This window comes from Flavobacterium sp., from assembly GCF_046153165.1.
Classification (GTDB): Bacteria; Bacteroidota; Bacteroidia; order Flavobacteriales; family Flavobacteriaceae; genus Flavobacterium.
The window spans coordinates 40,515-52,726 of record NZ_JBJXEN010000041.1 but is presented as its reverse complement, the minus strand read 5'-3'; the positions used below and the strand labels follow the sequence as shown (position 1 = coordinate 52,726).

13 protein-coding genes are annotated in these 12,212 nt (G+C 30.1%); 6 read left to right on the top strand and 7 right to left on the bottom strand.

Annotation, left to right across the window (positions count from 1 at the left end; genetic code table 11):
- A partial coding sequence (locus ACKVOV_RS05425) for an MFS transporter (RefSeq protein WP_409205748.1) occupies nucleotides 1–1,197 on the top strand: 1,197 nt, incomplete at its 5' end.
- Between the two features lie 11 nt (nucleotides 1,198–1,208).
- Here ACKVOV_RS05425 and ACKVOV_RS05420 read toward each other — a convergent pair.
- Both ACKVOV_RS05420 and ACKVOV_RS05415 read right to left on the bottom strand, forming a co-directional pair.
- Complete coding sequence (locus tag ACKVOV_RS05420; RefSeq protein ID WP_409205747.1) at nucleotides 1,209–1,601, bottom strand: hypothetical protein; 393 nt, start codon at nucleotides 1,599–1,601, stop codon at nucleotides 1,209–1,211.
- A gap of 201 nt (nucleotides 1,602–1,802) precedes the next feature.
- Nucleotides 1,803–2,459, bottom strand: coding sequence for an endonuclease III domain-containing protein (locus tag ACKVOV_RS05415; RefSeq protein ID WP_409205746.1), 657 nt, complete (start codon nucleotides 2,457–2,459; stop codon nucleotides 1,803–1,805).
- A 33-nt stretch (nucleotides 2,460–2,492) separates the two neighbouring features.
- Between ACKVOV_RS05415 and bcp the strand changes: the two genes are divergently transcribed.
- From bcp to ACKVOV_RS05400, 3 genes are all read left to right on the top strand, one after another.
- Complete coding sequence (bcp, locus tag ACKVOV_RS05410) at nucleotides 2,493–2,945, top strand: thioredoxin-dependent thiol peroxidase (RefSeq protein WP_409205745.1); 453 nt, start codon at nucleotides 2,493–2,495, stop codon at nucleotides 2,943–2,945.
- Nucleotides 2,946–3,168: 223 nt separating this feature from the next.
- Entirely contained in the window at nucleotides 3,169–4,668 is a 1,500-nt protein-coding gene (locus ACKVOV_RS05405) for an aldehyde dehydrogenase family protein (RefSeq protein WP_409205744.1), read from the top strand.
- A 69-nt stretch (nucleotides 4,669–4,737) separates the two neighbouring features.
- On the top strand, nucleotides 4,738–5,112 hold the full coding sequence (locus ACKVOV_RS05400) for a DUF779 domain-containing protein (RefSeq protein ID WP_409205743.1): 375 nt from the start codon (nucleotides 4,738–4,740) through the stop codon (nucleotides 5,110–5,112).
- 7 nt (nucleotides 5,113–5,119) lie between these two features.
- Here ACKVOV_RS05400 and ACKVOV_RS05395 read toward each other — a convergent pair whose 3' ends face one another.
- From ACKVOV_RS05395 to ACKVOV_RS05375, 5 genes are all read right to left on the bottom strand, one after another.
- Nucleotides 5,120–6,043 carry an AraC family transcriptional regulator gene (locus tag ACKVOV_RS05395; protein WP_409205742.1) on the bottom strand — a complete coding sequence of 308 codons (924 nt, stop codon included), beginning with the start codon at nucleotides 6,041–6,043 and terminating at the stop codon, nucleotides 5,120–5,122.
- Between the two features lie 179 nt (nucleotides 6,044–6,222).
- The gene (locus ACKVOV_RS05390; RefSeq protein WP_409205741.1) at nucleotides 6,223–7,278 is read right to left on the bottom strand and encodes an alpha/beta hydrolase family protein; all 1,056 of its coding nucleotides are present in this window, start codon (nucleotides 7,276–7,278) and stop codon (nucleotides 6,223–6,225) included.
- Between the two features lie 135 nt (nucleotides 7,279–7,413).
- Nucleotides 7,414–8,562 carry a helix-turn-helix domain-containing protein gene (locus ACKVOV_RS05385; protein ID WP_409205740.1) on the bottom strand — a complete coding sequence of 383 codons (1,149 nt, stop codon included), beginning with the start codon at nucleotides 8,560–8,562 and terminating at the stop codon, nucleotides 7,414–7,416.
- A 152-nt stretch (nucleotides 8,563–8,714) separates the two neighbouring features.
- A complete protein-coding gene (locus ACKVOV_RS05380; RefSeq protein WP_409205739.1) occupies nucleotides 8,715–9,344 on the bottom strand; it encodes a hypothetical protein in 630 nt (209 codons plus the stop codon).
- Between the two features lie 33 nt (nucleotides 9,345–9,377).
- Complete coding sequence (locus ACKVOV_RS05375; protein WP_409205738.1) at nucleotides 9,378–10,841, bottom strand: TonB-dependent receptor; 1,464 nt, start codon at nucleotides 10,839–10,841, stop codon at nucleotides 9,378–9,380.
- 82 nt (nucleotides 10,842–10,923) lie between these two features.
- On the opposite strand from ACKVOV_RS05375, the gene ACKVOV_RS05370 reads away from it, so the two are divergent.
- A complete protein-coding gene (locus ACKVOV_RS05370; RefSeq protein WP_409205737.1) occupies nucleotides 10,924–11,688 on the top strand; it encodes an MBL fold metallo-hydrolase in 765 nt (254 codons plus the stop codon).
- 3 nt (nucleotides 11,689–11,691) lie between these two features.
- A complete protein-coding gene (locus ACKVOV_RS05365; protein WP_409205736.1) occupies nucleotides 11,692–12,159 on the top strand; it encodes a hypothetical protein in 468 nt (155 codons plus the stop codon).
- Nucleotides 12,160–12,212: the final 53 nt, after the last annotated feature.

Sequence of the window (12,212 nt, the reverse complement as noted above, 5' to 3'; positions counted from 1 at the left end):
ATTCTTACATTTATAAATAGAGCTGGAACTATGGTAATTCCTTTTCTTTCAAAATATATGAAAGATGATTTAAATTTTACCTATAGTCAAATAGGTTGGATTATGGTTTTTTTTGGTATTGGTTCTATAATAGGGACTTGGCTAAGCGGAAAGGTTATGGCTTATGTTGGTTTTTATAAAACTATGATTATAAGTTTATTTGCAAGTGGCGTCTTATTTTTTGTACTAGAACAAATAAAAACTTTTGAGATGCTCTGTATAGGTATTTTACTTCTAACAAGCGTTGCAGATATGTTTAGACCCGCCATGCTTTTATCTTTAAATAGCTTCACCAGAAAAGAAAATAGAACAAGAGCTTTATCGTTAGTTAGATCTGCAGTAAATTTAGGTTTCCTTTTCGGACCAGCCTTAGGTGGATTGCTTATCATGAAAATGGGATACAAATATCTGTTTTATGTAGATGGTGCAACTTGCATGTTAGCAGTTCTGATATTTGTTTTATATATAAGAGAAAAAAAATTACCATTTAAGCTTAAAGAGAATATTATAGCGGTAAATGGTGGTAATAAATTTGCGGTTTTAAGAGACAAACCATTTGTATTGCATCTTATTATTTCTATGATATCAGGAATTTTATTTTTTCAGGTTTTTACAACTTTACCATTATATCACAAAGAACAATTTCATTTGCCTGAATTTTATAGTGGTTTACTTTTAGGGTTAAATGGGATAATTATGTTATTTTTTGAACTTCCTATTGTAACTTTTGTTGAGTCAAAACATATAAATAAGTTAAAAATTATTTCACTTGGTTTGTTTTTTATGATTAGTGCTTTTCTGCTTTTATTTTTTGTAAAATTAGACTTAATTTTAGTGGTAATGATGGTTTTTGTCACATTTGGGGCAATGCTAACTTTTCCTTTTGCAAACTCATTCGCCTCATCTAGAGCTCATATTGGTCTTGAGGCTAAATATATGTCTGTCTTTACGATGAGTTATAGTTTTGCTCACATTTTTAGTGCAAAAATGGGTATGGAGATTATTCAGAAATTTGGATATGACATAAACTGGTTGGCTATTGCTATTTTAGGAACAATTGCCCTACTCTTAAATTTGCTATTGTACAGCATTACAAAGAAAGAAAAAGCAAATGCTGATGATAAGATTATGAATTCACTTTTTTTTGAAAACAAATAATATATATTAGTTTATTTGTTTTTCTGTTGAATTAATTTTATCTCTTGCTTATATCTGTTTAAGCGTAATTTAGTGATACCAAAATTGAAGTTTTTATTATCCTTTAAGGTTAAATAAATAAAATATTCTCCATTATCTGAAAGATCAATAAAATGAATTTGAGAAGTCAAATTAATAACAATTGTATCTATTTTTTGGTCTTTTAGATCTGTTGCAATGATTGAATTCATTTTTGCCCTAACAATTTCAAGATAAAATGAACTTGATAATTCCGAATCATAATTAGGATCTTCAGATTGCGAAAAATATACAATTCCTGTTCTTACCTCGGTAATTGTAACTGCAATAAAACCGGGGATGTTTTTTTTTAGATCATCTCCAAATTGTTTTAAAAAAGAGGACATTTTTAATGTAGGTTAATTATTAATAATGAGCTAAAGTACAATTTTCTTATCTAAAACTATCCGCAAAGAAGACGAATTTTATTTTTTTTACAATAAATATAAAATATTTTTAATGATTACTTCAACCAATTCTAACTTAACAATATTTTTAATATTTAAGAAAAAAATAGTTAATATAATGTTAGACAGTTAGATGTAAAATTATAATATTTTTTTGTAATAATCTTTTAAAACCGATTGCCTTCCAATAGTTCTTGTAATAATATCTTTATTTAAATCCCAACCACGAGCTGGAGAATATTCCCGTCCGTACCAGATAATTTGCAGGTGTAAATCGTTCCAGATTTCTTCGGGAAAAATACGTTTGGCATCTTTTTCAGTTTGAACTACATTTTTGCCATTAGTCAAATTCCAGCGATACATCAATCGATGAATATGAGTATCGACAGGAAAAGCAGGGACTCCAAAAGCTTGACTCATAACAACACTTGCTGTTTTATGTCCCACGGCTGGCATGGCTTCTAAAGCTTCAAAACTTTGAGGAACTTGACCATTGTGTTGCTCGATAATCATTTGTGATAAACCAAAAATTCCTTTCGATTTCATTGGCGAAAGCCCACATGGACGAATAATTGCTGCAATTTCTTCGACCGAAAGTTTTACCATGTCATACGGATTATCAGCTTTTGCAAAAAGTATTGGCGTGATTTGGTTCACACGAACATCAGTACATTGTGCCGAAAGCAAAACTGCAATCAGCAAAGTATACGGGTCTTTGTGATTCAACGGAACAGGAATTGTAGGATATAATTCTTTTAACGTATTTATAACAAATGTTATTTTTTGTTCTTTTGTCATTTTGCTACTTTTATTGAAAACAAATATACAGTTATGATAACACTTAAAAAAGGAGATAAAGCACCTAATTTTTCAGCTTTGGATCAAGACGGGAATTCACATAAATTATCGGATTATGCTGGAAAAAAATTAGTGGTATTCTTTTATCCAAAAGCAAATACTCCAGGTTGTACCGCCGAAGCTTGTGATTTAAGTAATAATTATGCTCGCTTCACAGCTAATAATTATGCAATTTTAGGCGTAAGCGCAGATAGTGCCAAAGCACAACTGAAATTTAAAGAGAAATTTGACTTTCCTTTTCCGCTTTTAGCAGACGAAGATAAGTCAGTTATTGAAGCCTTTGGAGTTTGGGGACCTAAAAAGTTTATGGGAAAAGAATATGACGGAATACATAGAACGACTTTTATTATCGATGAAAAAGGAATTATTGAAGATGTAATTACAGATGTAAAAACGAAGGAACACGCCAAGCAAATATTGGGTTAAATAACTAATTAAACTCAAAATCTATATTATAGGATTTCTTCTTGTTACATAATTATAAAAAAACAACAATATTTTTTATTTTATAGATTTTTTATTGATAATAATTTTATCAATATTATATTTTAAAATGAGTTTGTGCTATTAATTGACAAAATAATGCTACTGTTTTAATCTTTTTACTTTTAAAATTGTACTGTTAATAACCTATAAAGAAAACATATTTATGTCAAGTAACAAACCAACATTTAAAACCCATTATGATAATTTTATCGGCGGAAAATTTGTAGCTCCTGTAAAAGGAGAATATTTTGATAACATTAGTCCAATCGATGGGAAAGTCTTTACTAAAGCTGCAAGGTCAAGTAAGGAAGATGTAGAATTAGCATTAGATGCAGCACACACTGCATTTGCTACTTGGAGCAAAACATCGGCGGCTTATCGTTCAAGTATTTTAAATAAAATAGCAGATGCATTAGAAGCAAATCTTCAAGAATTGTCTATTATTGAAACAATCGATAATGGAAAACCAATTAGAGAAACTGTAAATGTAGATTTACCTTTATGCATAGATCATTTTCGCTATTTTGCAGGTGTAATTCGTGCCGAAGAAGGAAGTATTTCAGAACATGACAAAAATACAGTTAGTATCTGCTTACACGAACCTTTAGGTGTTGTGGGACAAATTATTCCTTGGAATTTTCCTTTGCTTATGGCAACATGGAAAATAGCTCCTGCGTTAGCAGCTGGCTGCTGTGTGGTTGTTAAACCCGCAGAACAAACACCAACTTCTATTATGTGTTTAATGGAATTATTAAAAGATATTGTACCTGCAGGCGTTATAAATGTTGTTTCTGGTTTTGGTCCAGAAGCAGGAAAACCATTAGCACAATCACCTAGAATTTCTAAAGTTTCGTTTACAGGGGAAACTACAACTGGACGATTAATTATGCAGTATGCATCTGAAAATTTAATCCCTGTTACTATGGAATTAGGAGGAAAATCACCTAATATTTTCTTCCCATCAGTTGCAGATCATGATGATGATTTTTTTGATAAAGCTGTGGAAGGAGCTGTATTATTTGCTGTAAATTCAGGAGAAGTTTGTACTTGTCCTTCTAGAATATTAGTACACGAAAGTATTTACGACAAGTTTATGAGTAAAGTGGTAGAACGTACTAAGGCAATTAAAATGGGTAATCCGTTGGATAGTACAACAATGATGGGTGCACAAGCATCAAATGATCAATATGAAAAGATTCAGACATATCTAAAATTAGGTATCGAAGAAGGAGCTGAATTACTTTGTGGTGGTGATGTTCAAAAACTAGAAGGTGATTTAGCGGGTGGTTATTATATTCAACCAACCTTGTTTAAAGGTAATAATAAAATGAGAATTTTTCAAGAAGAGATTTTTGGACCTGTAGTTTGTGTAGCTACATTTAAAACTACCGAAGAAGCTATTGCCATTGCAAATGATTCTTTATACGGTTTGGGCGCAGGCGTTTGGACAAGAGATGCACACGAACTGTATCAAGTGCCAAGAGCCATACAAGCAGGTAGAGTTTGGGTAAATTGTTATCATGCCTATCCAGCTCATGCTCCTTTTGGCGGATACAAAAAATCAGGTTTTGGTCGTGAAAATCATTTGATGATGTTAGGACATTATCGTCAAACTAAAAATATGTTAATTTCTTACGATAAAAAGAAATTAGGTTTCTTTTAGAATTAGTCCTAAAAAATAAAATAAACCGGCAAGAAATCATTGTCGGTTTATTTTTTTAATAATTAAATTATGACAACAAGAGTAACTATAAGTCCCGAAGCTATCGAAGTAGTAAATGATCTAAAAAAACGATTTGGAGATTTAATGTTTCATCAAAGTGGCGGTTGTTGTGATGGCTCACAACCTATGTGCTTTGAAAAAGGGGATTTTAAAATTGGAAATAGTGATGTTTGTATTGGTTCTATTGAAGGATGTGAATTTTGGATGAGTAAAGACCAGTTTGAATATTGGAAGTATACACAACTTAATATTCATATTTCCAAAGGAAGAGGTTCTAGCTTTTCTTTAGAAATTCCTATGGGATTGCGATTTCTTACACAATCAAGACTATTTACAGATGAGGAATTAAAAAATTTAGAACCTTTAAGATTCTTAGAAAATTAATCGAAAATTATTTCTTGTGTAATAATTGTTGATATTGTTTAGGTGTGATACCTTCATAATGCTTAAATAAACGGATAAAATAATTACTGTTTTCAAAACCAGCTTCATAAGAAACATTTTTTATATAAACGTCTTTATCAGTCAAATATCTTTTTGCTAATTTTATTTTTTCGAGCATTATAAATTCGACTGGACTAACACCCAATTCATTTTTAAACAATCGATATAATGAAGATGTACTCAAGCCTGCGTTTTTTGCAATACTTTTAAGCTCAATTTTGTTAGAAATATTTTCACGTATTAAATTCAGAATATGTAATAAAGTAGGATTGTTAGTTTTACTATTACCTTCACTAACTCCTTTTAAAGTTTGGGATTGAACAATTTTTACTAATAATTCTTGCAATGATAAATCGGCGAGAGTGTCTTTAAAAATAGAAGTACTTTGGCAAATTTTTATAATTTTATTGATTACGTTCGACATTTCTTCATTATTCTCGAAGAAAAAATTGTTGTCATCTAATTGCCAAAAATTATTTTGTCCTTCTTTTGGGTATTTTTCATTTAAAAAATTAAGTGTATCTACAATTTTTTTATTGTCAATTGCTAAGGCCAAACATTGCGTAGGATTATCAAAAGTGGCTTCGGGAAAATCTATTTTCATTTTTACATTTGGAGGAATAATTACCGATTCGCCTGGTAAATAATCAAAACCATCCTTGTCAAAAAGGTGCATTACTTTTTTGCCTTTCAGCATACTGGTAATAACCAAATCGTTAAACTGTAAAGGAACCAACTCTGATTTTTCATAAGTCTCAAACAAATTAAGTTCACAATTTTCTAAATTATAAACCGTTCTGTTTTCCACAAGGGTTTTTAACAGTTTTTGGTTGGTCAAATTTGGCGAAACTGGAATTACTTTACTTATCATTGCAAAAAAAATGTTCAAATACAATTATATTATTGTGGTCTTTTCTATGTGATTTTCATTAACCTGTGACTTAAGAAGTACGGATTAAATGAATTAAACTTATCTCAAATATACAAAGTAAACTCTAAAAATAAACACTACTAACTCAATTGATTTAGTAGTGCTTCTTTATTTTTTAATTACAAAGTTTTTATACTCTTAAATATTTTATATTGTGCTTCTACAACCGATTGATTGAAACCATGAGCTGAATTTGGTAATAAAAAATACTCTTTTTTAGGCGCTTTAATTTTATCAAAATATTTTTTCGAATTTTCTTTTGGTGTCATAATATCTTCATTGCCTTGTATTAAGTATACCGGAATTTTAAAATCTAAATTATCTCTCATCAAATTAATGGTTGTAATTATTGATTTAACTCCTAATTTATCATCACCAACATAATTCACAAACGAATAATCGTCTCCATCGGCTCTATTTTTATTATCAATATCATTGTCGTAAGCGGGAGCAAGTTGAAACCAATTGTTTGGAGCAGGTGTCGAATTTGCTCTTTCATATTTTTTTAGAACTCTAAATAACAAACCGATATTTTTTGCTCTACTATAAGGAGGTTTGCCTATAGAATTTAATATTTTTAAAGACTCTTTGTCATTTTTGTCCTCCGCCATTTTATAAATTTTAGCATAAAATTCTGCATCAATAGAAGGATTAACAATTTGTGAATGTCCAACATAAGCATAAAAAAGATCTGGTTGCTTTGTAGCTATTTTTACTGAAAGTGCAGAGCCCCAAGATGTGCCAGTAAGTATGATTTTTTGTTTCCCTAAATGTTTCAAAAGATATTTTGAGACTTCAATTCCATCATTAGTCATTTGTTCTAATGTTAAAGGATTAGCGTTCAAATATTCAGGAGTTAATTCTTCAGGCGGAGAGTTGTGACCATAAGTTCTTCCAGTTCCACGCTGGTCCCACTGAACAATAATAAAATCCTTTTCCAAATCTTTATATAAAACATCAACGTACGGACTTATTGGACTTCCTGGTCCACCGTGAATAAACAATATAATAGGTTTCGAACTATTTCCTTTTATAGTAATCCATTGTTCAATGCCGTTTATTAAGACGTATTTCTCTTCAGAAATTTGATTTTTTAGGTTAGAATCATTTTCTTTTAATTGTGCTAAGCATAAGAAAGGCATTAGAAATAAAATAAATAAAGATGTAATTTTCATAGTTTCAAATTTTTAATTGTTAGTATTAATTTGAAGCAAAATTGCACCAGAAGTTTAATATTGGCGACCGAATGAAAAAAGTCGAACCAATTTGTAATAATTAAAAAGGTTCGACTTTTTACAAAGCTTTAATAATTAGGAGTTTCTGAATTCTGTAGGGGTTTTATTGGTGTGTTTCTTGAAAGCAGTATTAAAAGATGATTTCGAATTGAAACCCACTTCATAAAGAATTTCTAAAATAGTAAGCTTACTTTTTGACGAATCTTTTAAAATTTGCATGGCTTTTTGTATTCGATATTCATTTATGAAATCAAAAAAATGCTGATTCATGTGGTGATTAATCAAAATAGATAAATCTCGAACAGGAATACTAACTTGTTTAGATAATTCTTGTATTGTTAATGATGGCTCGAGATAAGATTCATTTTCTAAAACATATTTTTTTACCAATTCGATTTGAGAAACGATTTCTGCTGATTTTGGAGCCCCAAATGATTTTTTTTCTGTTGAAACAATTTTTGTGTTTAGTGTTTCATTTACCAATAACATATTTGAATCGATACCTTTAAAAAGCTCAGGATTGTTTAATACTTTTAATACAAACCAGCAACTTATAATTAACGCAATTGTTCCAATAATTACATTCGACGAGTTAAGAAATACATTGTAATCAGTATATCTTATCACCGATTTAAAGAAAACAATACAATGAGCAATTAGAAAAAAAACGGTCATTTGAAACAACCATTTGTATGATGAGTTATTCGCATTGGTATAATTCTCTAAATAAATTTCCTTGTATTTTTTTAGAATTATAAAAACCAAAATAATATAAAAAGCATATTGTAGCTCTGCCAGAATATAAAAAAAGCGTATTTCTAACATTTGCTTAAAATGCTCGTAAATATAAATAGTATCGATAGCAGTTGCCAAATAAAATCTTGGAAGAAACACTAAATTTGAAATTGCAAATGGAATTATTAGTGCTAAATGTTTTGGTTTTAATCGAAAATCTGAATGGCAAACGGCTTTTACATATAAATAGAAAATGGGCATGATTAGCAAACTAGCCGTCATTCTAAAAGCCTCAAAATTCAAATTAGTTTCAAAATATTTGTCTGTAAAAAAACTACTCAAATCGAATGCTGTAAAGATAAGAAAACTAGCAAAAAGCCTATTTGAAAGTTTATTTTTTGTATTTACTGTGAGCAAAAAAAAGGCAAGAAGCAACATTACAAAAACGGAAATTAAAGTAATAGTATTTAAGAAATTGGATTTATCCATTTAGTTGTTTTTGTTTGATCTGAATTCTTGGTTTTTGAGATTTAGGAATAATAGAGAGGTTGAAATTTTTGGTAATCAAGGGATTCAAAAGCAAGTTTTAATTAATCCAAAAATAATCATGCTACAATCAAGCTGTTGAATATAGTTCTAAATTAGTTTATAATAAGACTTTTTGAAATCTTATCAAAAATTGATTTGTAAGTATCAAATACTTCTGAAAAAGCAACCATAGTAAGAATGTAGGCTTTATCATTTTTATATGTTACAAATACATAATTATGCATTTGTTGGTTTTTATCTTTGTAATTAGAATGGGACTCAATTAACCATTTAAAAGGTTGACTTGAAATATCAACATTACCATTTTTAAGTAATTTAAAATTTTCAACTTCGCTAATTGAATCTACTAAATCTGAATAAGTTTTGTCTAAACTTGAATTTGGAATATTTATAATGTTAATGTTTATTGTGACTTGAGCTCTATCAACTGAATTTTCAGGTTTCCGATAAGCAACTAAAGCCAATTGAGGCATTTTTTCTTTTGGTAAGACAATCCAAGTTTCTGGGAATTCAATTTTTAAATTATCATTTTTAAATTCTGTGAATGATTGAGAAAAGGAATTTATTGAAATTAAAAGAATAATTATAAGTAGATTTTTTTTCATAGTAGTTAAATTTTTATTATTTGGTGCATTAAATTCTACAATTCTCCCAATTTCTGGAAAATCAATACCAACACCCAAATATACACTTATTAACAAAAAAACCTGAACTGTTTTCACAATTCAGGATTCATCAATATCATTATATTTTTTTTAAGCTTCTATTAAAACCTTATTATTATAACCAAAAAGATGGTCTTTTTTAATAAGATCGGCAATTCCGTCGGGTAACATTTTTTCCCAACCTGGTGTACCATTGTGAATCATTTTGAAAACTTCGCGAGAGAAAATTTTAAGGTTTTCTCTTTCAAAATCAGTGATATCAGTTACTTTTCCGTTATAAGCGAAGAATTTGTACAATTCTTTCATACGAGGATGTACTTTAAGGTTTTGTGAGTTAATCACATTTCCTTCTTCATCTTCCATAGGATATAAGAAAACTTTTAGATCTCGGTAAAATAATTTCCCAAATGCTTCTAGAATTCCACCACTCAAATGGCGGTAATATTTTTCATCAAATATATCAATTAGGTTGTTTACACCTAGCGCCAATCCCATTCTTGCTTTTGTATAAGAAGAAAAATACTCGACTACTTTAAAATATTCTTGAAAATTCGAAATCATAACTGTTTGTCCTAACGAACAAAGTAATTCGGCTCTATCCATAAAATCTCTCTCGTCTATTTCTCCGTCAGAGCGAAGATTAGAAAGTGTGATTTCAAAAATAACTAAAGTATTTTCTTTTTTTACTTTATTACCATCTACAAACATTTGTAACGATTTCTCGTACATGTCCATATTTACTTTAGTTACAGGGCGGAAACTTCCGCGTAATGCCAAAATATTTTTCTTGTACAAAACTGCTGCTGGTAAAATGTTTTTTCCTGTTGGATCGAACATTACGGCATCGGTCATACCATTTTTTACCAATTGTAAACTCATTAATCGGTTATCAACATCGGCAAATCTTGGTCCTGAAAAATTGATGGTGTCTATTTCTAGTTGGTCTTTGTCTATATGATCATACAAATAACGCAACAATCTTTTTGGATCATTGTATTTATAAAAAGCACCATATATTAAGTTTACGCCTAGTTTTCCTAAAGTTTCTTGTTGTAGTTTTGCATCAGTTTCTTTAAACCTAATGTGAAGTAATATTTCGTTATAAGCTTCATCGGGCTCTATTTGGTATCTAATTCCTACCCAACCGTGTCCTTTAAACTGTTTCGCAAAATCTATCGTAGCAACAGTATTGGCATAGCTAAAAAACATTTTTGTAGGATGCTTGTCGCGTTTTAGTCGTTGCTCCATCAGTTCACTTTCGTGAGATAGCATCTTTTTTAGACGACTTTCGGTAACGTAACGACCATCATCTTCGATACCATATATGGCATCACTAAAATCTTTGTCGTAGGCAGACATTGCTTTTGCAATTGTACCAGAAGAACCACCAGCTCTAAAAAAATGGCGTACCGTTTCTTGTCCAGCGCCAATCTCGGCAAAGGTTCCGTAAATATTATCGTTAAGGTTTATACGCAAAGCCTTATCAGTTGTTGAAGGTATTTGTTCAATAACTTTGTCTCCTTTTAGCGTAATTTCTGTTTCTGAATTTCTCATACTTGGGGTAAATACTTTACAAAGTTAATAAATTAGACAGCTTTACATAAAAATAATCTTTATTTTTGTAAAAATTTTTTAATTGAAAGTCTATTTTTTAGGTACTGGCACTTCACAAGGTATTCCTGTTATTGGTAGCCAGCATCCTGTTTGCTATAGTCAAGACCAAAAAGACAAGCGTTTGCGGGTTTCTGTATGGATAGAATGGGACAGTAATTCTTTTGTGATAGATTGTGGTCCAGATTTTAGACAGCAGATGCTTACTTCAGGATGTCCTAGAATTGATGCCATTTTATTTACTCACGAACATTCCGACCACACTGCTGGTTTAGATGATATTAGACCTTTTTTCTTCAAGCAAGGAGATATTCCTATTTATGGACATGAACGAGTATTAAAAAATCTAAAAAAACGTTTCGATTATATTTTTGAAACCGAAAACAAGTATCCAGGTTCTCCTGGTGTTTCTCCAATAGAAGTTGAAAATGATGTTTTAATTGAAATCGATTCAAAAAAGATTATTCCAATAAATGCGATGCATGGCGATTTGCAAGTTTTTGGCTATCGTTTTGATAATTTTGCGTATTTAACCGATGTGAAAACTATTGAAACGGCGCAACTAAACAAACTTAAAAACCTTGAAGTTTTGGTAATAAATGCTTTGCGGGAAGAGCATCATAATACACATTTTAATTTGCAGGAAGCTTTAGATTTTATTAATATTGTGCAGCCAAAAAAAGCTTATTTAACACATATTAGTCATACTTTTGGTTTTCATGAAGAAGTGCAAAAAAAACTTCCTAAAAATGTTTTTTTGGCTTATGATAATTTAATAATTAATATTTAAAAAATGAAAAAACTGGTTTTATACGGATTAATATTTTCGGTATTATTGAATATTTTTCAATACATGTATTCGACAAAAAAGTTCAATTTTGATGAGAATCGTGCTGAAAAATTCAAAGTAAAAATGACCGATAGTATTGCCAAAATTATAACTGAAAAAGAAGAAGGAGATTATTTCTCTTTGGCTTACGATGAGAAAGCACAAGATTATTTAGAAGGTTATGATGTTCAGAAACTAATGCCACAGGTAAAAGAAAAGCTAATGGATATGAACTCTAATCCTACAGGGAATAAGTTAATTCCTTATGACAATATGGTGATTAATAAAGTACGTTTCCTAAACCACCGATGGATTATTGCCGATTTTACAGGAGATTCTAATTGGGGAGAAGTTATTTTAAAATACTTCTTAGAAAAAGATGGTTCTGTTACTTTCGAAACTGCCGAAACAGTTATGTACCCGCAACAATAGTGTAAACTCAAAAAATATTTAAAAAAAACCTGTAATGAAAATTACAGGTTTTT

Excerpts from the sequence above, each read along its gene's own strand:
- ACKVOV_RS05420 (WP_409205747.1), bottom strand. The coding sequence starts at position 1,601 with ATGTCCTCTTTTTTAAAACAATTTGGAGATGATCTAAAAAAAAACATC.
- ACKVOV_RS05415 (WP_409205746.1), bottom strand. The coding sequence starts at position 2,459 with ATGACAAAAGAACAAAAAATAACATTTGTTATAAATACGTTAAAAGAA.
- bcp (WP_409205745.1), top strand. The coding sequence starts at position 2,493 with ATGATAACACTTAAAAAAGGAGATAAAGCACCTAATTTTTCAGCTTTG.
- ACKVOV_RS05405 (WP_409205744.1), top strand. The coding sequence starts at position 3,169 with ATGTCAAGTAACAAACCAACATTTAAAACCCATTATGATAATTTTATC.
- ACKVOV_RS05400 (WP_409205743.1), top strand. The coding sequence starts at position 4,738 with ATGACAACAAGAGTAACTATAAGTCCCGAAGCTATCGAAGTAGTAAAT.
- ACKVOV_RS05395 (WP_409205742.1), bottom strand. The coding sequence starts at position 6,043 with ATGATAAGTAAAGTAATTCCAGTTTCGCCAAATTTGACCAACCAAAAA.
- ACKVOV_RS05390 (WP_409205741.1), bottom strand. The coding sequence starts at position 7,278 with ATGAAAATTACATCTTTATTTATTTTATTTCTAATGCCTTTCTTATGC.
- ACKVOV_RS05385 (WP_409205740.1), bottom strand. The coding sequence starts at position 8,562 with ATGGATAAATCCAATTTCTTAAATACTATTACTTTAATTTCCGTTTTT.
- ACKVOV_RS05375 (WP_409205738.1), bottom strand. The coding sequence starts at position 10,841 with ATGAGAAATTCAGAAACAGAAATTACGCTAAAAGGAGACAAAGTTATT.
- ACKVOV_RS05365 (WP_409205736.1), top strand. The coding sequence starts at position 11,692 with ATGAAAAAACTGGTTTTATACGGATTAATATTTTCGGTATTATTGAAT.